Below are 20,546 nucleotides of genomic sequence, written 5' to 3' on the forward strand. Positions count from 1 at the left end.
GGCAGGCTCCACCTTTTGCGCGATGATTTTAAAGATTTCAGGCGTGCGGATCGCGTCATACTCGATCTTCGCACCTAGCCCCTCGGGGAATACGCGCGGTAGATTTTCCACGATGCCTCCGCCCGTGATGTGCGCGAGCGCATGGATCTTGTCTTTTAAATTTAAAAAGTCTCCTACGTAGATCCTGGTTGGCTCCAAAAGCACGTCTATGAGTGCGCGACCGCCTACCTTGTCGTCAAATTTTAGCCCTAGCTCGGCGATCACTTTGCGTGCGAGCGAGAAGCCGTTTGAGTGCAGGCCACTGCTAGGAAGCGCGATGAGTACGTCACCCTCACGTACAAACTTGCTGCGGTCGATCTCGTCCTCCTCGGCGATACCCACGGCAAAGCCCGCTAGGTCGAAGTCGCCCTTTTCATACATAGAGGGCATCTCCGCCGTCTCGCCGCCGATTAGCGCGCAGCGGGCGAGTTTGCAGCCCTCGGCGATGCTTTTTACGACTTCTTTTGCATCGCTGATCTCGAGCTTTGCCGTCGCGTAATAGTCGAGAAAAAACAGCGGCTCGGCGAAGTTGCAGATGAGGTCGTTTACGCACATCGCGACAAGGTCTTGGCCGACGTCCTCAAATTTGCGCGCGTCTATCGCGAGTCGTAGCTTTGTGCCCACGCCGTCGGTGGCGCCTAGGATCGCAGGTTTTTTGTAGCCTGCAGGCAGCCTCACCGCGCCGCTAAACGAGCCGATGCCGCCTAAAACGTGCGGAGTTTGCGTCACTTTGACGAATGGTTTTATCGCCTCTACGAAGTCATTTCCCGCGTCTATATCGACGCCAGCGTCTTTGTAGCTTATCAAATTTTATCCTCCAAGATGGTATAATTTCGCAGATTTTAGCTAAAATCGAATAAAAACGCTATAAAGGCTCACTTTGAAATTTAAACACGCGGTCGTCATTACGGGCAGTATCGGAAGCGGCAAGAGCGCGGTTTGCGAGCTACTTCGTGATCGCGGATTTGAGATCATCGATGCCGATCAAATTTCGCATCGCGTTTTAGATCGCTGCGCTGCGCAGGTGGCTGAAATTTTCGGCGCGCAATACGTCGTGCAAAAAGACGTACAGGTTAAATTTGATGCCAGCAGAGGTGAGGAAAATTTGACCAATTCTTGCGCTTTTGTGGATCGCAAAAAACTAGGCGAGCTGGTGTTTAAAAACCCTGCGGAGCTTGCAAAGCTCGAAGCGCTACTGCATCCGAAGATAACGGCTGAAATTTTATCGCGGGCGCAGGCTTTGGAGGCGAAAGGAAAGCTTTATTTTGTCGATATTCCGCTGTTTTTTGAGGGCAAGAGATATGAGTTTTTCGACAAAGTAGTGGTCGTTTATGCGCCTAAAGATACGCTGATTTCGCGCGTGATGAAGCGAAATGGGCTCGATCATGCCGCCGCAAAGCACCGCGTGGAGCTGCAAATGGACATAGAGCAAAAGCGCGTTATGGCGGATTTTGTGATAGACAATAGTGGCGATCTTTTCGCGCTTAAGGCCGCGGTGGAGAGATTTTTAAAAGAGTTAAAAGATAAAATTTAGCCCTTTGCGCGAGAGCTCGTAAAATTTCTATGCGAATTAAGATGAATTTTAAAATAAAGGATAAAACAATGGGGATCAGCAGTCGCGCCCAAAGTGGCGCTAAATTTCAAAATTTTAAAAGTATGCCGTTTAAAGAGCGGTTGAAATTTGCGGCGCGAGCGGCTTTGCTCTCCGCGCTGTTTGCGACGGGCGCTGCGGCGGAGATCGACGATCTAAGGAAGGGCTGCGCCGCGGGAAGCGAGATGGATTGTAAAAAACTAAGCCGCGTGATAAATGAGCTGCAGCGCAACTGCGACGCAGGCGGCGAGGAAAACGCGCTAGACTGCGCGAATTTGGGCTACGCATACGACTCAAATAGAAGCTTCAGGCAGGCCGCGCGCTATTACGACAGGGCGTGCAAGCTCGGCGAGCAGAAGGGCTGCGTCTATTTGGGGCTGCTCTACAACGACGGGCAGGGGGTGGCGCAGGATCGTAAGAGGGCGAATGAGCTTTTCGGCGATGCTTGCAAGAAAAACAGCAGCGAGGGGTGCGCGAGCCTTGCATACAACTATAAAAAGGGGCTCGGCGCCTATCCAGACACGAAAAAGGCGATCGAGCTTTTGATCAAGGCTTGCAAGATGGGGCAGGTAGAGGCGTGCCATAACCTAGGGCTCAGCTACGTTCTTGGCGAAGGCGTGAAAAAAGACGCGGACAGGGCTAGGACATTTTTTACGAGGGCTTGCGAGCAAGGACACGTGGATTCGTGCGTAAATTTAGGCGTTACGTATTTTAAAGGCGACGGCGGACAAAAGGATCACGCGCTTGCTGCGAGGTATTTTAGCGAGGCGTGCGAGAAAAGCGACGAGCCGCTAGCCTGCTCAAATTTGGCGTATCAATACGAAAAGGGCTGGGGCGTAGCGAAAGATAAAAAGAGGGCTCGCGAGCTTTATAAAAAGGCCTGCAAGCTCGGAAGATTTGATGCTTGCGAGCATTTAAAGGCTATGAGGTAGGCTCTAACATCAAGCGTGAAAGGCTTACGATAAACCAGCTAACTAATGGGGGCGAGTTAGTAAAATATGTCTCAAAAGGGTCTAAAATAAGCGATGCGCTTAAATTTAGATAGAAGTAAAATTTTAATAAAGCGTTAGTAATTTTAAAAATTTGCGAGGTAAATGATGAAAATTTCAAAATATAATGCGAGCGGCAATGATTTCGTGATTTTTACGGATTCGGTTAAGGCGGATAGATCCAAGCTAGCGCGTGAGCTATGTGATAGGCGTGATGGAGTAGGCGCTGACGGGCTCATCGTCGTGCTACCGAAATTTAACGGTATCGAGGGGATAAATTTCGAGTGGGAATTTTATAATAGCGACGGCAGCACCGCCGATATGTGCGGCAACGGCTCGCGAGCGGTATGCATGTATGCGTATGAGAATTTCTTGGCCGCGCAGAGTATGAAATTCCTAAGTGGCGCAGGCGTAATTAGCGGCGAAATTTTCGGTATTTTCGGCGGAAATTTGAGTGAAAGCATGCGAGGCGAGCTACGCAATGTAAGCTTCGGCGAGATTTTCAATCTTCGCCCTAACGCTCACGCGTTAGTAGCTAACGTCGAGGTAATGCTAACACGCCCCAAACGCCTGGGCGAGAGCTTTGAGGAGGCAGGGCTAACGTGGTATTTTTATAACACAGGAGTGCCGCACTTAGTAACTTTTGTTAGTGATTTAAATGAGTTCGACGCCGCACTAGCCCGCGATCTGCGTGAAAAGTATAACGCTAACGTTAATTATGCGTTAGTTCAAAGCCGCCTCGCAAGCAAAATTTTAAAGGTGCGCACCTTTGAGCGTGGCGTAGAAGCCGAAACTCTCGCATGCGGTACGGGGATGGCAGCATGCTTCATCGCAGGCGTCGAAAATATGGGGCTAGCTCCCGACATCCGCGTGATACCTGCAAGCGGTGAAACGCTAAATTTGCGCTTAGGGGATGGAGGCAAAATTTACTTTCGCGGCGACGTTAGGCATACTTTCGATGGCGAATTTATCGGATACGTGGAGTAGGCAGACGGAATTTCGAGCCGGTTTGCGCGAGAATTTTAATTTTGAGGTAAAATTTGTCGTTTCACTGCAAAATTTAATTCCTAAATTTCGGAATTTTATGAAATAAAATTTTAAAATTTCAGCGTGTGGAATTTTGCTACTAAATTTAAAATTTTTGCTTGAATTTCACATTTGTATCGCATTAATTTAGGCTTCTGCGGAATTTAAGCGTTATAGCATTATAAAATTTACGCTCTAACCCGCTCATTTGGTTTATAATTTTTGCTGCCACCGCAAAAAATCCGCCGTGTTCGCACAAGTGAAATTCCGTCGTATTTGCACGAGCGAAATCCGCCACTAATAGCAGAAAGCGCGACATCAAGCGCAAATCCTCGGCGCGGGTAAATCTATCATTGACGATAAAGGCTGGATTTATCGATGCGGCAATTCTTGAAGCACGGTAGAATTTACTAACGACGATAAAAGCATAGTGTGGTTACGGTGAAATTTAAAATTTGCGCCCGTCGAATTTCGCCGCGCCGTCATTTTGTCGTTTAAATTTTAAATTCCATCCGCGTCGGTTTCGTCGAAACTAGGCATAAAGCCTGATGATTAACTCTCTGGCGAGCGCTAAAATCACGACGAAGATTGTAAATTTTAATAAAGATTTTTGTCGTATCGCGACAAGCATGACGATGCCAAATAAAATGAGCGCAATATCTAAAAATGTATCTTTCATGCGCTTAATTGAAATTTAATCAAAATGCTAAGTATGATAAGAAGTATTATAAAGCGCAAGATTGAGCGCATGGAGGATAGATCACCAAATTCTTTGTCATATTCCTTTTTTACCTCCCACTCAGCTTTCCATGCGAACATTTTTACTATAAAATCCAGCATTTTCATCTCCTTTTTTTAAGGCGAGTCGCATAAAAATGAAATTCTGTCGCGCTACGTGAAATTAAAGAATTCTATCTAATCGGCGCTTAAAATTTTTAATTTTGGGCTATTTGTCGGCGTTTTGGACGAGCGCCTTTTCGTATTTTTCGATAAAGCTTCGCCCTGACTCGCATAGGCGGTAGATGAAAATCTTCGACGCCTTGCCCGCATCAAGCCCCGTATCCTTAATGCTTTCGCGCTGCAGATAGCCCCAGTTTTTATGAATTATATCAAGAGTCGATTTGACCGAGGTGTAGTTGCGCCCACTCGCAGCTGCGAATTCGTTTACGGGACTCATAAACTCCGCATCGCTTTGCTTATTGCGACACAAAAGCCCATCTTCGCCTTGCGATTCGACCAGTTTTAGCGTTTCATAAATGAGTTTGTCTTTTAATTTGATCATCGGTTTTCCCTTATGTAATTGATATGGGTTTACCAAAATTATATCATAAAATTTGTATTTTTATGATATGAGATGTCAATAAATCAGAAGCTAAGCGCGAATTCGTGAAACCGCACTACATCGCAGCGGATACCCTCAATCTCGAGCCTACCGGAGTTTGCCATGGAAACGACTTTTAAGCTCGTGATGCCGAGTCTCTTGAGCGCGCTTAAGATTTTGCGGAATTTTAAAAAGATGATATCTGTGTCGCTGAAAGGAATGACGAGAACCCCCATCTTTAGAGCAGGCAGGTAAAAATCCAGCTCTTTTGTGTAAAAAATCGGCGTATTTAGCCCCAAAAGCTCGCAGAAAAGGACGTTGGCAAATTTTTTGGAGAAGTCCTTTTTGCTCGTTAAAATTTCGCGCATATTAAAATGCGAAAAATATAGTTTTTTTGCGCGCGCGGGCTCGCCAGCTTTGCTTAAAAATCTGATGAAATTTTCCCGCTCAAGTTTGGCGATAGTGCCGTATACGGCGTCTTTGGAAATCTTGATGCGCGGCTTTAGTGCGGTGTAAATTTTATTTGCACTAAATGCGGCGTGGACGAAGCTTAGGCACTCTTTGAGGATTAAAATCTCCGTGCGGCTAAAGTTTGCCGCAATCAGCCTCTGCTCGAATTCTAAAATTTCAGCGGGGGTTATGAAGGGGTTTTTTGCGCCGCCGCCTTGGGCTAAAAACGCCGAAATCATCGAGTTTATTTCGTTGTGACGCTTATCGAAGGCGATAAATTCTTCAAACGAAAGCGGCAAAAGCTCAATCCGCTCAAAGCCTGGCAAAACTAACTCTTTATCGCGAGTAGAAATTATAAAACGCTTTAAATTTAGCCCCTCGGCGAAGCTTTGAAGCGATGAAATTTCAAAATCGGCACTACTGAAATTATCTAAAAAAAGAGATGAAATTTGCTCGTTGGCGGCTAAAAATTCTTTGATCTCGCGGAAAAAATTTTCACTCCTGTTTTTTGCGCCGTCGGACCCCGCATTTTTTGCATTGTTTGAGCTGCCTGCGCTTGCGTTTTTTGTATCTGTATTTTTTACGGCGGCGCGGTAAAATTCGCCCGTATCCGAAATTTCCGCGTCTAACGTAGCTTCTCTGCTTATTTCATGCTCGTTTATTTCGCTAGCCTTTGTATCGCCTGCGCTATTTCTAGCCACAAAAATTCCATCATTCGCTACCGCCTCTTCAAGGCGTAGATCGGCTAAATTTAGGTACAAAATTTCATCTTTTTTAAGTTCCGAAATTTCATTTTTCAGCACGGCGCTTTTGCCGGAATTTAGCACTCCGTAGATTATGGTTTTGGCAGAGCCGATACCTCTTTTGCGCGGAATAAAGCCCATAAATTCCGGCGGGTTTTCGTAAAAAAATTTTAGATCATTCATATCAAGTATTTTAAAATTTTCCTTATTAAAAGGAAATAAATCTGAAAAATCCTATGAAATTTTTATATCCATTTTAAATTTATCCAAAATTTTTATATTGGAAATTTTCGACAACCTGGAAATTTTCGAAATTCTATATATTTTTCCTTATTAAAAGGAAATATTTCAATAAAATTTGGCTATTTTCTTGACAAAGCCGGAGCGCTTTTATATAATGTATGTCTTTTGTTTGAAACAAAGGGTCGCGCGTTGCGACAAGTTCTTTATTAAGGAAAAGTGATGCAAAAAATTAGGTTAAAACTCAAGGCTTATGACCATCGAGTTTTAGATCGCACAGTTTCGGCTATCGTTGAAGCCGTAAAAAGAACAGGTGCGGACGTCAGAGGTCCCGTGCCGATGCCTACGAAGATTAAACGCTACACCGTTTTAAGATCTCCGCACGTAAATAAAGACTCCAGAGAGCAGTTTGAGATGAAAATTCACGCTCGTATGCTAGACATCGTAGCGGCTACGCCAGATACGGTTGATTCGCTAACTAAGCTTGATTTGGCTCCGGAAGTCAACGTCGAAGTTCACGCGATGGGCAAATAAGGGGTAAAACAATGGAATATATTGTAGAAAAAATAGGTATGAGTAGGACGATCGACACGAGCAGCACGCCCGTGACGCTTTTACGACTTATCAATACCAAAATTTGCGAAGTTTGCGATGAGAAAAAAGCTATCGTAGCCTACGCAGAGGGCAAAGCGTATAATAAAGCTATCGCTGGAATTCAAAAGAAATATAGCCTAAGCAAGGAATTTAATAAATTTGCGACTTTAAGTTTAGAAAATGCCGAGCTTGGCGATCAAAATTTAGATGTTTTGAGCGAAGCCAAGATCGTCAAAGTAAGCTTTAAATCCAAGGGTAAAGGTTATCAGGGCGTTATTAAGCGCCATGGCTTTGCGGGCGGTCCTGCAGCGCACGGTAGCCGCTTTCACCGAAGACCAGGCTCGATCGGCAACTGCGAGTGGCCCGGTCGCGTTCAGCCTGGTATGAGGATGGCGGGACACACTGGAAACGAAACGATCACTGCCAAAAACGAAGTCGTGAGCTTCGACGCCGAGAACAAAATTTTAGTGCTTAAAGGCTCGGTTCCTGGATTTAACGGCGCAATGGGCAGAATAAGGATAGTAAAATGAGTAAAGTAAGCGTGCTTAACGAAAAACTAGAAAAAGCAAGCGAAATTGAAATTCCTGCGAAATTTTCGGAGGTCAATTCGCACAATCTATATTTGTACGTCAAATCTTACCTTGCTTCGCTTCGTGCAAATACGGCTAACGCTAAAACTCGCGCCGAGGTTAGCGGCGGTGGCAAAAAACCATGGCGACAAAAGGGTCGCGGCGGCGCACGTGCGGGCTCAACCAGAACTAACGTCTGGGTAGGTGGCGCGGTCGCATTCGGTCCGACTAACGAGCGAAATTACGAGCAGAAGGTCAATAAAAAGCAAAAACGCCTTGCGCTGGAATTTGCTATCAATGAGAAAGCAAACGAGAGTAAAATTTTTATCTTCGATGATTTGGAGCTAAAAAGCGGCAAAACTAAAGACGCGGCAAATTTTATTAAGAAATTAGGCGTTAGAGATGCGCTAATCGTTAAAAACGAGCTGGACGCGCAAACTCTTTTGGCCTATAGAAATCTTAAGAATTGCTATGTCATCGATGTAAGCGAGGTCAATGCTTACCTAATCGCAGTTTACGGCTCAGTCGTATTCGAAAAAGCGGCATTTGAATCAATAGTGAAAGAGGACTAAAATGGCAGATATAACAGATATCAAAACGATCCTTTATACGGAAAAGTCTCTCGGTCTTCAAGAAAATGGCGTGGTCGTTATCCAAACTAGCCCGTCGGTTACGAAAAACGGACTAAAGAGCGTTTTAAAAAACTATTTCGGGATTACTCCGCTAAAGATAAATTCTTTAAGACAGGATGGCAAAGTAAAAAGATTTAAAGGCAGAACTGGCGCTAGAAACGATGTGAAAAAATTCTACGTCAAACTACCTGAAGGCGTAAGCCTAGAAAGCGTGGAGGCGTAAAATGGCAATTAAAACTTATAAACCGTATACTCCAAGTAGAAGATTTATGACCGGGCTTAGTAGTGAGGATATCACTGCAAAAGCTAGCGTTAGAGGCTTGCTTGTTAAAATTCCTGCCGCAGCCGGAAGAAACAACAACGGTCGCATTACCAGCCGCCATAAACAAGCTGGAGCTGCTAAACTTTATAGAATTATTGATTTTAAGCGAAATAAATTCGGCGTTGCTGGCAAGGTCGAGGCGATCGAATACGATCCGAATCGCAACTGCCGTATCGCGCTGATCTCATACGCAGACGGCGAGAAGCGCTATATCATTAAGCCTAACGATCTTAATGTGGGCGACGTAGTGGCTGCTGCCGAGGGTGGATTAGATATTAAACCGGGCAACGCGATGAAGATGAAAAATATCCCTGTGGGAACTATCCTGCACAATATCGAGTTAAAACCTGGCAAAGGTGCTCAAATGGCACGTAGCGCAGGAGGCTATGCTCAGCTTATGGGTAAAGAGGAAAAATACGTCATTCTACGTTTGCCTAGCGGTGAGATGAGAAGAGTGCTTGCAGAGTGCATGGCCAGTATCGGCGTAGTAGGTAACGAAGAGTGGGCAAACGTCGTCATCGGTAAAGCCGGACGTAATCGCCACAGAGGTATCCGTCCTCAAACCAGAGGTTCTGCGATGAATCCAGTCGATCACCCACACGGCGGTGGCGAGGGTAAGAAAAACTCTGGCCGCCATCCGGTAACTCCGTGGGGTAAACCGACGAAGGGCTATAAAACTCGCCATAAAAAAGCGAGCGATAAGCTTATAATTTCAAGAAGGAAAGGAAAATAAAAATGGCTAGATCGCTAAAAAAAGGTCCTTTCGTAGATGATCACGTAATGAAAAAAGTCGTTGCGGCAAAGAAAGCCAGCGATAACAAACCGATCAAGACTTGGTCGAGACGAAGCACGATCGTGCCTGAGATGATCGGACTTACGTTTAACGTTCATAACGGAAAGAATTTTATCCCGGTTTACGTCACCGAGCATCATATCGGTTATAAATTAGGCGAGTTCGCTCCTACGCGCACTTTCAAGGGCCACAAAGGCTCCGTGCAGAAAAAGATCGGCAAGTAAGGATAGAATATGAGTAAATCAACTATTAAATTTGTTCGCCTTTCGCCGACAAAAGCAAGACTTATCGCAAAACAAATTCAAGGCATGAATGCGGAATTTGCCCTTGCTACTTTGGAATTTACGCCTAGTCGCGGCGCGAAATATATCGCGACGGCGATTTCAAGCGCGGTCGCAAACGGCGGCTTTGAGCCTGAAGAGGTCGTAGTTACCAGCTGCCGAGTGGATGCAGGTCCGGTGCTTAAGAGATTTCGTCCGCGCGCCAGAGGTACGGCTAGCCGTATCCGCAAGCCTACTTCGCACATTATCGTCGAAGTAGCAAAACCAAGTAAGAAGGAAGCGTAAATGGGACAGAAAGTAAATCCGATCGGTTTAAGATTAGGAATTAATCGAAATTGGGAGTCTAGATGGTTTCCTTCCAAAGCGACGCTCTCCGAGAGTATCGGCGAGGATTACAAGATCCGCAAATTTTTAAAAGCTAAGCTTTATTATGCGGGAATTAGCCAAATTCTTATCGAAAGAACGGCTAAGAAAATTCGCGTAACGATCGTAGCCGCAAGGCCGGGTATCATCATCGGCAAAAAAGGCGGCGAGGTCGAAAGTTTAAGAAGCGAAGTCGTTAAGCTAGTCAATAAAGACATAGCCATTAATATCAAAGAGGAGCGCAAAGTAGGCTCGAACGCACTTTTGGCTGCGGAAAACGTAGCTATGCAGCTAGAGCGTCGCGTTGCATTCCGCCGCGCTATGAAAAAAGTCATCCAAGGCGCTCAAAAAGCAGGCGCAAAGGGAATTAAAATTTGCGTCGCAGGTCGCTTGGGCGGTGCGGAGATGGCTAGAACCGAATGGTATTTGGAGGGACGCGTTCCGCTTCATACTCTAAGGGCTAGGATCGATTACGGCTTTGCCGAAGCGCATACGACCTACGGTAATATCGGCATTAAGGTTTGGATCTTTAAGGGTGAAATTTTACAAAAAGGCATCCAGGCTGAAAAAACCGATGATGCGCCTAAAAAAACACGCAGACCAAGAAGAGGTAAATAGTTATGTTGATGCCAAAAAGAACAAAATACCGCAAGATGATGAAAGGTCGCAATCGCGGCTACGCGACGAGAGGAAATTCCTTGACGTTCGGCGATTTCGGTATCAAAGCGGTAGAGGCGGGTAGGGTAAATTCTCGCCAGATCGAAGCGGCTCGTGTTGCGATGACGCGCTTCGTGAATCGTCAAGCTAAAATTTGGATTAAGGTATTCCCAGACAAACCGCTTACCAAAAAGCCTCTACAAACTCGTATGGGTAAAGGTAAGAGCGGCGTAGAAGAGTGGGTAATGAATATAAAACCGGGCAGGATCATTTTCGAGATGACCGGCGTTAGCGAAGAGGTTGCTAAAGAGGCGCTTATGCTTTCGATTCATAAACTACCTTTTAAAACGAAAATCGTAAGTAGGGAAAGCGAAAATGAAATATACTGATTTGAAAGATAAAGATTTAGCTGAGCTAAATTCTATGTTGAAACAAAGTAAGTTGCTTTTATTTACGGCTAGACAAAAGCTAAAAACTATGCAGCTAAGCAATCCTAACGAGATTCGCGCTATCAAAAAAGATATCGCTAGAATCAACACCGCTATTAAAGCTAAATAAGGATAGGTTATGGCATTTAAAAGAGAAATTCAAGGCGTAGTCGTAAAGAAGGCGGGCGATAAAACAGCTACTGTTTTGGTAGAGCGAAGGGTTATGCACCCTAGATATAGAAAGATCGTAAAAAGATTTAAAAAATATCTAATCCACGATGAAAACAACGTAGTAAAGATCGGCGACACCATATCTGCGATCGAGTGCAGACCGCTAAGCGCTAGAAAATCGTTTCGCTTAAAAGTGGTTTTGAAAACAGGAGTTGAATAATGATACAGAGTTTTACCAGACTTGCGGTGGCTGATAATAGCGGCGCAAAAGAACTTATGTGTATTAAAGTTTTGGGCGGCAGCAAAAGAAGATACGCTACAATCGGCGATATCATCGTTTGCTCTGTAAAAAAAGCGCTCCCTAACGGCAAGATTAAGCGCGGTCAAGTAGTAAAAGCCGTAGTCGTTCGTACGACTAAAGAGTTGCACAGAGGCAACGGCTCACTAATTAGATTCGATGAGAACGCAGCCGTTATTTTGGATTCAAAAAAAGAGCCGATCGGCACTCGTATTTTCGGTCCTATCGGTAGAGAGGTCAGATACGGCGGTTTTATGAAGATCGTTTCGCTGGCTCCGGAGGTTTTATAATGGCAGTAAAATTTAAGATTAAAAAGGGCGATCAAGTAAAGATCATCGCAGGTGACGATAAGGGCAAAACAGGCACCGTTAAGGCTGTGTTTCCTAAAAAAGCTCAAGTTATCGTCGAGGGTTGTAAAATGGCTAAAAAGGCTATCAAACCAACCGAGCAAAATCCACAAGGCGGCTTTACGAGCAAAGAGATGCCGATGGATATTTCAAACGTTGCGTTGGTAGAGGGTTGATTATGAGCAGACTAAAAGATAAATACGCTAATTCCATCAGAGCTGCTTTGCAGAAAGAATTTGATATAAAAAATCCTATGCTTATCCCGGCGCTTGAAAAGATCGTTATCAGCGTAGGAACTGGGGAATCAAGCAAAGATCAAAAGGTGCTTCAAAATATGGCCGACACTATCTCGCTGATCGCAGGCCAAAAAGCGCTTATCGTCAATGCAAAAAAATCGGTCGCAGGCTTTAAAGTTCGCGAAGGTTTTCCGGTGGGCATAATGGTTACGTTACGAAAAGAGCAGATGTTTGCCTTCCTAGACAAACTAATCTCTATCGCGCTTCCTAGGGTTAAGGATTTCCGAGGGCTACCTAGAGCGGGCTTTGACGGGCGCGGCAATTACAACTTCGGCTTGCAAGAGCAGCTGATGTTCCCTGAGGTCGAATACGATCAAATTTTAAGAACTCACGGTATGAATATAACCGTCGTAACGACTACAAATAACGATAAAGAGGCATTTAAATTGCTAGAGTTATTCGGCATGCCTTTTGCAAAAGGAAAATGATATGGCAAAAAAATCAATGGTAGCCAAGGCGAAACGCCCCGCTAAATTTAGCACTCGCGCATATACCAGATGTCAAATTTGCGGTCGTCCGCACTCCGTTTATAAGGATTTTGGAATTTGTCGCGTTTGCCTTCGCAAGATGGCAAACGAGGGCTTGATCCCGGGTCTAAAAAAAGCAAGCTGGTAAGGAGAAGAGATGATTAACGATCTTATTTCAGATGGACTAACTCGCATCAGAAATGCTGCGATGCGAAGGCTAGATACGACTAAGCTTTTTCACTCAAACGTCGTTGAGGCTATGCTTAAAATTTTAGCCGAGAAGGGCTATATCGAGAGCTACAACGTAGTAGAGGAAAACAATAAAAAGATCATCAACGTAGTGCTTAAATACGACGAAAAGGGCAGGAGCGTGATAAACGAAGTTAAAAGAATTTCGACTCCGGGTCGCCGCGTATATCAAGGCAAAGACGAGATTAAGCGCTTCAAAAACGGCTACGGAACCGTCGTCGTTAGCACAAGCAAAGGTGTTATGAGTGGTATCGACGCGCACAAAGCGGGCGTCGGCGGCGAAGTACTTTGCACGATCTGGTAAGAAGTTTCTACTTTTTATGGCATTGTGGTATCCATTCGTAAAAGTAGACATACCCTAGACAAATAAAAAGGAAAATTATGTCAAGAATTGGTAAAAAACCGATCTCTATCCCGAGCGGAGTTGAGGTCAAGATTGACGGCTCGTCGTTAAAATTTAAAAAATCAAATAACGAAAAAGAGCTTGATTTAAAAGGTCATGTCGATGTAAAAATCGAAGACGGAAAGATAGAATTCTCACCTAAGGGTGAGGATAGGCAGAGCAGGGCGTATTGGGGAACATACCGCGCTTTAGCCAACAATATCGTCCTTGGTCTTACCGAGGGCTTTTCAAAACAGCTTGAAATCAACGGCGTCGGCTATAGAGCCGCGATGAAGGGCAAGGTACTTGAGCTAAATTTGGGCTTTTCGCATCCGATAAATTTTGAATCTCCAAAAGGAATCGAAATTTCCGTAGATAAAAACGTCGTAACCATCAAAGGCGACGACAAGCAGCAAGTAGGTCAAGTAGCAGCCGAGATCAGAGGATTCAGACCGCCTGAGCCGTATAAGGGTAAAGGCATCAAATATCTTGAAGAGCATATCATCCGCAAAGCCGGAAAAACAGCTAAGAAATAAGGGTTGAGAAATGACACAGAACGTATTAAAAAGAAAGATCTCTTTACGAATCAAGAGAAAAAGAAGAATTCGCGCTAAAATTTCAGGCGTCGCATCTTGCCCTAGAATTTCTATTTTCAAATCTAATAGGACAGTTTACGCTCAGGCTATCGACGACGCAGCGAGCGCGACTTTGTGCGCCAGCAGCGGTAAGGTTTTAAATTTAAAGGCAAACAAAGAGGGCGCGGCTAGCTTAGCTAAAGATTTAGCCTCCAAGCTAAAAGATAAAGGCATTTCTGAAGCGATTTTCGATCGTAATGGCTATTTGTATCACGGCGTAATCGCAAGCTTTGCCGAGTCGTTACGCCAAAACGGCATCAAACTATAACCCAAAGGAATGATTGTGGAAAAGTATAATAGAGAAGAATTCGAAGAGGTAATCGTCAATATCGGTAGGGTTACGAAGGTCGTTAAAGGCGGTAGAAGGTTTAGGTTTACGGCTCTTATCGTAGTAGGCAATAGAAACGGCCTAGTAGGCTTTGGCTTCGGTAAATCCAAAGAGGTTCCAGACGCGATTAAAAAGGCGGTAGACGATGCGTTTAAAAATATTATCAAGGTAAATTTAAACGGCTCTACCATCACTCACGATATCGAAGTTAAATACAATGCGAGCAAAATTTTACTTAAGCCGGCGAGCGAAGGTACCGGCGTTATCGCAGGCGGCTCCGTGCGCCCGGTTTTAGAGCTTGCGGGTGTTAAAGATATCCTCACAAAATCGCTAGGTTCGAACAACTCCTCAAATGTCGTAAGAGCTACGATGAAAGCTCTTAGTATGTTAAAACACTAACAAGGATAAAAGATGGGATTAGAAAATCTTAAAAAAGCCCCAGGCTCGACTCACGCTACTAAGCGCTTGGGTCGTGGTCAAGGAAGCGGCCTGGGTAAAACTGCTGGTCGCGGCGGCAAAGGTCAGACCGCACGCACCGGCTCTCACGAAAAAAGAGGCTTCGAGGGCGGTCAGCAGCCGATTCAGCGAAGGCTTCCGAAGGTAGGTTTTACTTCTAAATTTGAAAAACCTTACGTGATAAATATCGATAAAATCGAAGCTATCAAAGATCTTAGCGAGATCACGGTCGAAAGCATCAAATCCGTTCATAAAATTTCAAATTCCGTTAAAAAGATCAAGCTGATCGGCGTAGGCGCAAAAGCGCTCGCTAGCAAGATCAAAGACGAGAACGTAAAGTATAGCGGACAAAAATAATGAATAAATCGCTACGCAACAAAATTCTCATTACTTTGGGCTTTCTTTTCGCCTATAGGCTGCTAGCTTATGTGCCGGTTCCGGGAGTAGACGTTGAGATAATTAAAAAAATCTTTGTTGACAACAAGGATAATGCTCTTGGAATGTTTAATATGTTTAATGGTAATGCAGCGGAGCGATTCAGCGTTATCTCGCTAGGCATCATGCCTTATATTACGGCTTCGATCATTATGGAACTACTTGCCGCAACCTTTCCAAATTTAGGCAAGCTTAAAAAAGAGCGCGACGGTATGCAGAAATATATGCAAATCATCCGCTATGCCACCATAGGTATTACTATAATTCAGGCAATAGGCGTCAGTATAGGGCTAAATCACCTACAGGGACAAAAAGCTACGATATTAGAAAATACTAATGAATTTGTATTTATTTCATGCATTTCGATGTTAGTGGGAACTATGCTTTTGATGTGGATCGGCGAACAGATTACGCAGCGCGGCATCGGTAACGGCACTAGCCTTATTATCTTTGCAGGCATCGTAAGCGGAATTCCAAGAGCTATAACGGGTACAATAAGCTTAGCTAATACGGGCGGTATGAGTTATTTAACTCTAGGCTTAATTATAGTCATTGTTTTGGCGACTATAGGGATAATCATCTATATAGAATTGGGTGAACGTAGGATTCCTGTGTCATTCTCGCGTAAAGTACTGATGGCGAATCAAAATAAGCGCATTATGAACTATGTACCGGTCAAAATAAATTTAAGCGGCGTTATTCCACCGATTTTTGCAAGTGCAATTTTGATGTTTCCAAGCACTCTTTTAAAAGCTAGTACTAATTCATATATTTTAAAGATTAGTGATTTAATTGATCCAAATGGCTATCTCTTTAATGTTTTAACATTCGCTCTAGTTGTATTTTTTGCATATTTTTATGCGTCGATTGCGTTTAATTCAAAAGATATAAGTGAGAATTTAAAGAAGCAAGGTGGGTTTATACCGGGCATTCGTCCGGGCGAGGGAACGGTAAGCTTTTTAAATGGCGTGGCTAGTCGCCTTACGTTTTGGGGTTCGATCTATCTCGGGCTAGTAACCGTTATCCCGTGGTTACTCGTTAAATTTATGGGTATAACATTTCATTTCGGCGGCACCAGCGTGCTGATCGTCGTCTCGGTCGCACTCGATACGATGAGACGCATCGAAGCGCAGATCTATATGAACAAATATCAGACCCTAAGCGCGGTCGGGCTTTAAAATGGCGATTTTGCTTAAAACAAAAAAAGATTTAGAGGGGTTGCGTGCAGCGAACAAGATCGTCGCGCAAGCTCTCGATTATGCAACTTCATTTATAAAGCCGGGTCTTAGCCTGCTCGAAGTCGATAAGAAGATCGACGATTTCATCACATCCAAGGGTGCGTATCCCGCTTTTAAAGGGCTATACGGCTTTCCAAACGCCGCTTGCCTCTCGCTAAATGAAGTCATCATCCACGGCATCCCAGACGAAACGATCTTGCAGGAGGGCGATATCTTAGGCGTCGATTTGGGCTCGAAGCTAAACGGATATTTCGGCGACAGCGCACGCACTCTGCCCGTCGGTAAAATTTCAAAAGCCGACGAAGATCTCATCGCATGCAGTAAGGATGCGCTGGAGTTTGCCATCAAAACGATCAGGGTAGGGATGCACTTCAAAGAGCTAAGCTTCGAGATCGAGAAATTTATCCGCGCACGCGGCTTCGTGCCGCTATACGGCTTCTGCGGCCACGGCATCGGCAAGCACCCGCACGAAGAGCCTGAGATCCCAAATTATCTAGAAGGTAACAATCCAAAATCAGGCCCCAAAATCAAAAACGGCATGGTCTTTTGCATCGAGCCGATGATCTGCCAAAAGGACGGCACGCCGGTCATCGCCGAGGATAAATGGAGCACGAGAAGCAAGGATGGGCTCCGCACTAGCCATTACGAGCACTGCATGGCGGTTTTCGACGGTAAAGTAGAAGTTCTAAGCGTCGCGTAGATTTCGCACAAAAGGCGACTTGGGCTAGTTAAAATTTTTTCGCTTTATCGGTGCAAAATTTTGCCTGCGATTAGATTTCGATAATTTTGCATTGCTCGCGTCTTGGAATTTTACCTCAGCCGCTTCATGCATAAATTTTATCCGTAGACCCTTCAAAGCTTACCGCACTAGAAATTTTAAAATATATCGCGACGGTTTGTAGCCTAGCCGCAAAATTTTAAAGGTTGTGCTTTAGTTCATGCCTTCTATTTTTAAATCCTCGTTTTGTAGCTTCGCTCTTAGATCCGCTTTCAATTAAAATTTAGCCTCAAAATTCCGCCACCCAATTTTACCCCCACCCCCTGTATCTTTAAAATTAGCCGTAAAATTTGAAACGTAAAAGTACGCAAGTAAGCAAGCTCAAAGCTTTAAGCGGCTAAGATTGCGCCTTGATTTTAAAGCGAAAACATGTCGCGCTACGCAGAGTGCGCGTCGTCGCGTCTCTTCGTACAAGGTAGGAAATATAAAATGAGAGAAAAATTTTATGTAGCGCTAGCAAATATAGGCGGACTTATGGCGCGGACGAAAGCGGGCGGGCTCATAGCGCGCTTGCTTATGCAAATCGACTGCGGTTTTTTTGCTGCGCTACGCGAGCGTCCCGTATGGAGGATGTTTTGGCTTAGCACGGCGCTATGCTTGCTCGCTTGCTGGGCTAAGATACATTATCAGATTAACGGACCCATCTTTGCCTACATCGCCGAGAGTTTCCCGGTGGTATTCATCATAAATTTGCTCATCTTCCACCTCTGCTATCTGCTTAGCGGGCGATTTTTTAAGCTCATTTCGTTCGTGTTACTAGCGCTAATTGCGCTAATTGCGAGTGTGGCTTTATTTTTGATCGTAAATTTCGACTCAAGCTTCAACGTCGTGGCGATCGACGCGCTTGTGCATACCGATGCAGCAGAGACGCGCGAGTTTGTTTCGCAGTTTCTTAACCCTGCGACGATTTTGTATCTAGTGGTGCTGCTTGGCTGCATTTTTGCGGCGCTAAGAGCAGGGCGGAGAAAGAGGGAGCAAACGCATAGCCGCCTAGGATTGCTGCTAGCAGCGCTTTATCTTATCTATGGCACGATCTTTTGCGCGGATATCGCCGTTAAAGCTTCCCAGGGCAAACAGGGCTATATAACCAAGCTATCGCAATACGTCCCGCTGGAGTTTGCCTTTACGATAAAAGACTATCTGAGCGATAAAAATTTTATCACCGATATGCGCGAAGTGCAGCTCGGATATGACGAGGCTAAGCGCGCGAACGAAGGCGTTTTAAAAGGCAGCACAAATTCGGATCCGCAAAGCTCAGCCTCGGGCTCCGCGCCTGAAAATTCCGCGCCCGCATCAAGCGTCCAGGTGCAAAATTCCGGCGCAAATTTAAATTCTACGCCCGCCCCGGGCGCTGAGCCGCAAAGCTGGGGCAAGACTTTAAATTCTACGCCGCAAAGCCCCAGCGCGATTTCAAATTCCAAAACCACTGACGCTGCTACAAGCCCCGCCCCACAAAAGTCTCGCGTCAAAAATATCATCCTAATAATCGGTGAGAGCTTGCAGCGCGGCCATATGTCGCTCTACGGCTACGGCGTTAAAAATACGCCGCTTTTAGAGAAGCTCGAAGCAAGCGGCAATCTGATAAAATTTAGCGATACAATCTCGCCTTACGGCACGACTAATCAGGTGCTGATGCGGCTTTTAAATTTCAGCGATTACGAAAGCGAGCGCAAAAGGGCGTGGTTTCGCAACCTTAGCATTATCGATATGTTTAAGCTAAGCGGCTACCGCACCTTTTGGATCAGCAATCAAGAGGCTTTCGGCGCACATGCGTTAAGCGCTAAAAGCGCTGCCGATCGCGCGGACGCGGAATCTTTCCTCTCAAAGAGCAATCTTTATGAAACCGTCCGCATCAAGCCTGACGGAGTGCTGCTTCCACTCATAAATCAGGCGAAAGTGGGGCAGAGAGAGCGAAATTTCTACGTGATCCATCTCATCGGTAGCCATATGGATTACAGCCTGCGCTATCCCGAGGGATTTGGCAAGTTTGGCGCGGCGGACGTAAAGGCAAAACTTACTTCCAAGCAGAAAGATGTCGTTGCGTATTATGATAACAGCGTGCTTTACAACGATTTTGTCATAAATGAAATTTTTAAAATTTTTTCGGGTGATGACAGCCTCATCGTCTATCTTAGCGATCACGGCGAAAATTTATACGAAAACGGGCGCCTCGGGCACGGCATGGAGAGCCGCTTTACTTACGAAATTCCGCTAATTTTCATAGGCTCTCGCGAGTTTTTGAGCGATCATGCTACGCTATGGCAGAGGCTGGCTGCGGCGAAAGATAAGCCTTTTATGAGCGATGATTTAGCGCATCTGCTAGCAGATATCATCGGTGTCGCGCCGCTTGAGTTTGACGAGCACAAAAGCCCGATACGAGCGGATTTCAATGCTTCGCGCAAGCGAATTGCTAACGGAGCCGATTATGACGAGAAATTAAAAAGCGCGAAGGGCTACGAGTTCGAGTAATAGATGAGTTTTGCTTTTATCCCGTTACATGCTGCATAAACGAGGGATTAGTATGTTCTGATTTTTGATCGATTCATCAAATTCAGATTAAATTCGCGCCACTCCACAATGGCTACGCTGATAATAAGGCGCGCAACGCTTGTTAAATTTGAGATCAAATTTATGCACCGCGGTTAGCTCTCCTTCTTTACCTCATCCATATACGAGTAAATCGTGACTTTCTGCGTCCTAAGCGCCTTTGCGACGAGCTCTACAGCGCCTTTTACCTCAAAAATTCCTTTTTGCGCGAGGAATTTTACGATACGCTTTCGATCCTCTTTCTTCATCCTCTCCACATTTAGATCGTGCGTAGCCGATGCGATCAGGTCTTGGACGATGTCAAGGATATTTTGCTGCGAATCGTTAGAGTTTTTTGCTTCTAAATTTACGCTGTCATTTGAGTTCGCTTCATCTAATACTGCGTTATTGCAGCCTCCGTCGGTAAAATTTGCGCCCTGCAACTCCTTGCTATCGAGCTTTGCGTTCGGCAGCAGATTTTTTATTACTTTGTATGCCGCCATGGCGCTTGAAGTATCTATATTTACACACAGCGCGCCTACTACTTTGCCGTCTGCGCCGCGGATCAGCGAAGTCGAGGAGCGTATGAGCTTGCCGTTTTGCGCGGTGAAGTAGTAGTTTGCGGTGCAGTCGTTTTCAAAATTTTTGCTTAACAACACGTCCTTTACCAGATGATCGAAGCTTTGACCGATCTTCCTGCCCGTTACGTCGCCGAGGACGAAAACGACGGAGCTTTGCGGCGTGCTCATATCGTGGATGACCACCTCGCAATCGCCGATCGTATTTTTAATAAGGTGCGCGGTCGGTATAAAGGTCTGCAAAAGTTGATTCAATTCGAGCTCCTTAAATTTCATATAAAAAAATCTATGAATTTAGATTAAATTTTAAAATTTTTACAAATT

29 protein-coding genes and 1 pseudogene are annotated in these 20,546 nt (G+C 45.0%); 26 read left to right on the forward strand and 4 right to left on the reverse strand.

Features of this window, described 5'->3' with window-relative positions:
• Nucleotides 1-846, reverse strand: an 846-nt coding sequence (purM, locus tag Q0144_RS05730) for a phosphoribosylformylglycinamidine cyclo-ligase (RefSeq protein WP_298062503.1), incomplete at its 3' end; no start/stop codon positions are given.
• Between the two features lie 73 nt (nucleotides 847-919).
• On the opposite strand from purM, the gene coaE reads away from it, so the two are divergent.
• From coaE to dapF, 3 genes are all read left to right on the forward strand, one after another.
• Nucleotides 920-1,573: a dephospho-CoA kinase gene (gene coaE, locus Q0144_RS05735; RefSeq protein ID WP_298062505.1), complete on the forward strand. Its 654-nt coding sequence runs from the start codon at nucleotides 920-922 to the stop codon at nucleotides 1,571-1,573.
• 68 nt (nucleotides 1,574-1,641) lie between these two features.
• Nucleotides 1,642-2,562 (forward strand): tetratricopeptide repeat protein, encoded by a 921-nt coding sequence (locus tag Q0144_RS05740; protein WP_298062507.1) that lies wholly within the window; start codon nucleotides 1,642-1,644, stop codon nucleotides 2,560-2,562.
• Nucleotides 2,563-2,727: 165 nt separating this feature from the next.
• On the forward strand, nucleotides 2,728-3,606 hold the full coding sequence (dapF, locus tag Q0144_RS05745) for a diaminopimelate epimerase (RefSeq protein ID WP_298062509.1): 879 nt from the start codon (nucleotides 2,728-2,730) through the stop codon (nucleotides 3,604-3,606).
• A 985-nt stretch (nucleotides 3,607-4,591) separates the two neighbouring features.
• On the opposite strand, the gene Q0144_RS05750 is transcribed toward dapF, so the two are convergent.
• Nucleotides 4,592-4,927 carry a hypothetical protein gene (locus Q0144_RS05750; protein ID WP_298062510.1) on the reverse strand — a complete coding sequence of 112 codons (336 nt, stop codon included), beginning with the start codon at nucleotides 4,925-4,927 and terminating at the stop codon, nucleotides 4,592-4,594.
• A gap of 83 nt (nucleotides 4,928-5,010) precedes the next feature.
• Complete coding sequence (locus Q0144_RS05755) at nucleotides 5,011-6,342, reverse strand: hypothetical protein (protein WP_298062512.1); 1,332 nt, start codon at nucleotides 6,340-6,342, stop codon at nucleotides 5,011-5,013.
• Between the two features lie 279 nt (nucleotides 6,343-6,621).
• Between Q0144_RS05755 and rpsJ the strand changes: the two genes are divergently transcribed.
• From rpsJ to Q0144_RS05870, 23 genes and pseudogenes are all read left to right on the forward strand, one after another.
• Complete coding sequence (gene rpsJ, locus Q0144_RS05760; protein ID WP_005869011.1) at nucleotides 6,622-6,933, forward strand: 30S ribosomal protein S10; 312 nt, start codon at nucleotides 6,622-6,624, stop codon at nucleotides 6,931-6,933.
• 11 nt (nucleotides 6,934-6,944) lie between these two features.
• On the forward strand, nucleotides 6,945-7,523 hold the full coding sequence (gene rplC / locus Q0144_RS05765; RefSeq protein WP_297880899.1) for a 50S ribosomal protein L3: 579 nt from the start codon (nucleotides 6,945-6,947) through the stop codon (nucleotides 7,521-7,523).
• On the forward strand, nucleotides 7,520-8,134 hold the full coding sequence (gene rplD / locus Q0144_RS05770; RefSeq protein WP_297950195.1) for a 50S ribosomal protein L4: 615 nt from the start codon (nucleotides 7,520-7,522) through the stop codon (nucleotides 8,132-8,134). Before rplC ends, rplD begins: the two co-directional genes overlap by 4 nt.
• A 1-nt stretch (nucleotide 8,135) precedes the next feature.
• Nucleotides 8,136-8,417 (forward strand): 50S ribosomal protein L23, encoded by a 282-nt coding sequence (locus Q0144_RS05775; RefSeq protein WP_298028398.1) that lies wholly within the window; start codon nucleotides 8,136-8,138, stop codon nucleotides 8,415-8,417.
• Nucleotide 8,418: 1 nt separating this feature from the next.
• Nucleotides 8,419-9,249: a 50S ribosomal protein L2 gene (gene rplB, locus Q0144_RS05780; protein WP_297880593.1), complete on the forward strand. Its 831-nt coding sequence runs from the start codon at nucleotides 8,419-8,421 to the stop codon at nucleotides 9,247-9,249.
• A gap of 2 nt (nucleotides 9,250-9,251) precedes the next feature.
• Complete coding sequence (rpsS, locus tag Q0144_RS05785; protein WP_297923276.1) at nucleotides 9,252-9,533, forward strand: 30S ribosomal protein S19; 282 nt, start codon at nucleotides 9,252-9,254, stop codon at nucleotides 9,531-9,533.
• Between the two features lie 9 nt (nucleotides 9,534-9,542).
• Nucleotides 9,543-9,854 (forward strand): annotated as a pseudogene (gene rplV / locus Q0144_RS05790) (50S ribosomal protein L22); the annotation flags it as partial.
• A 21-nt stretch (nucleotides 9,855-9,875) separates the two neighbouring features.
• A complete protein-coding gene (rpsC, locus tag Q0144_RS05795; protein WP_298062515.1) occupies nucleotides 9,876-10,571 on the forward strand; it encodes a 30S ribosomal protein S3 in 696 nt (231 codons plus the stop codon).
• Nucleotides 10,572-10,573: 2 nt separating this feature from the next.
• A complete protein-coding gene (gene rplP / locus Q0144_RS05800; protein WP_005868996.1) occupies nucleotides 10,574-10,999 on the forward strand; it encodes a 50S ribosomal protein L16 in 426 nt (141 codons plus the stop codon).
• Nucleotides 10,986-11,168: a 50S ribosomal protein L29 gene (rpmC, locus tag Q0144_RS05805; RefSeq protein WP_005868995.1), complete on the forward strand. Its 183-nt coding sequence runs from the start codon at nucleotides 10,986-10,988 to the stop codon at nucleotides 11,166-11,168. The genes rplP and rpmC overlap by 14 nt, the downstream gene beginning before the upstream one ends.
• A gap of 9 nt (nucleotides 11,169-11,177) precedes the next feature.
• On the forward strand, nucleotides 11,178-11,429 hold the full coding sequence (gene rpsQ, locus Q0144_RS05810) for a 30S ribosomal protein S17 (RefSeq protein ID WP_298062517.1): 252 nt from the start codon (nucleotides 11,178-11,180) through the stop codon (nucleotides 11,427-11,429).
• Nucleotides 11,429-11,797, forward strand: coding sequence for a 50S ribosomal protein L14 (rplN, locus tag Q0144_RS05815; RefSeq protein WP_005868993.1), 369 nt, complete (start codon nucleotides 11,429-11,431; stop codon nucleotides 11,795-11,797). The genes rpsQ and rplN overlap by 1 nt, the downstream gene beginning before the upstream one ends.
• On the forward strand, nucleotides 11,797-12,030 hold the full coding sequence (rplX, locus tag Q0144_RS05820) for a 50S ribosomal protein L24 (protein WP_005868992.1): 234 nt from the start codon (nucleotides 11,797-11,799) through the stop codon (nucleotides 12,028-12,030). Before rplN ends, rplX begins: the two co-directional genes overlap by 1 nt.
• 2 nt (nucleotides 12,031-12,032) lie before the next feature.
• Nucleotides 12,033-12,578, forward strand: a complete 546-nt coding sequence (gene rplE / locus Q0144_RS05825) for a 50S ribosomal protein L5 (RefSeq protein WP_297923267.1) — start codon at nucleotides 12,033-12,035, stop codon at nucleotides 12,576-12,578.
• Nucleotide 12,579: 1 nt separating this feature from the next.
• Entirely contained in the window at nucleotides 12,580-12,765 is a 186-nt protein-coding gene (locus Q0144_RS05830) for a type Z 30S ribosomal protein S14 (protein WP_005868990.1), read from the forward strand.
• Between the two features lie 9 nt (nucleotides 12,766-12,774).
• Complete coding sequence (gene rpsH, locus Q0144_RS05835; RefSeq protein ID WP_005868989.1) at nucleotides 12,775-13,170, forward strand: 30S ribosomal protein S8; 396 nt, start codon at nucleotides 12,775-12,777, stop codon at nucleotides 13,168-13,170.
• 77 nt (nucleotides 13,171-13,247) lie between these two features.
• Complete coding sequence (rplF, locus tag Q0144_RS05840) at nucleotides 13,248-13,784, forward strand: 50S ribosomal protein L6 (RefSeq protein ID WP_177387630.1); 537 nt, start codon at nucleotides 13,248-13,250, stop codon at nucleotides 13,782-13,784.
• A gap of 10 nt (nucleotides 13,785-13,794) precedes the next feature.
• Complete coding sequence (rplR, locus tag Q0144_RS05845; protein WP_005868987.1) at nucleotides 13,795-14,151, forward strand: 50S ribosomal protein L18; 357 nt, start codon at nucleotides 13,795-13,797, stop codon at nucleotides 14,149-14,151.
• Between the two features lie 15 nt (nucleotides 14,152-14,166).
• Entirely contained in the window at nucleotides 14,167-14,610 is a 444-nt protein-coding gene (gene rpsE, locus Q0144_RS05850; protein ID WP_005868986.1) for a 30S ribosomal protein S5, read from the forward strand.
• 12 nt (nucleotides 14,611-14,622) lie between these two features.
• The gene (gene rplO / locus Q0144_RS05855) at nucleotides 14,623-15,024 is read left to right on the forward strand and encodes a 50S ribosomal protein L15 (protein WP_298062519.1); all 402 of its coding nucleotides are present in this window, start codon (nucleotides 14,623-14,625) and stop codon (nucleotides 15,022-15,024) included.
• Complete coding sequence (gene secY, locus Q0144_RS05860) at nucleotides 15,024-16,280, forward strand: preprotein translocase subunit SecY (protein ID WP_298062521.1); 1,257 nt, start codon at nucleotides 15,024-15,026, stop codon at nucleotides 16,278-16,280. Before rplO ends, secY begins: the two co-directional genes overlap by 1 nt.
• A 1-nt stretch (nucleotide 16,281) precedes the next feature.
• Nucleotides 16,282-17,040, forward strand: a complete 759-nt coding sequence (gene map / locus Q0144_RS05865; protein ID WP_298062523.1) for a type I methionyl aminopeptidase — start codon at nucleotides 16,282-16,284, stop codon at nucleotides 17,038-17,040.
• Nucleotides 17,041-17,547: 507 nt separating this feature from the next.
• The gene (locus Q0144_RS05870; protein ID WP_298062525.1) at nucleotides 17,548-19,587 is read left to right on the forward strand and encodes a sulfatase-like hydrolase/transferase; all 2,040 of its coding nucleotides are present in this window, start codon (nucleotides 17,548-17,550) and stop codon (nucleotides 19,585-19,587) included.
• Nucleotides 19,588-19,760: 173 nt separating this feature from the next.
• Here the strand turns inward: Q0144_RS05870 and Q0144_RS05875 are convergent, their stop codons facing one another.
• On the reverse strand, nucleotides 19,761-20,477 hold the full coding sequence (locus Q0144_RS05875; protein WP_298062526.1) for a PAS domain-containing protein: 717 nt from the start codon (nucleotides 20,475-20,477) through the stop codon (nucleotides 19,761-19,763).
• Nucleotides 20,478-20,546: the final 69 nt, after the last annotated feature.

The organism is uncultured Campylobacter sp. (assembly GCF_938045345.1).
GTDB lineage: Bacteria > Campylobacterota > Campylobacteria > Campylobacterales > Campylobacteraceae > Campylobacter_B.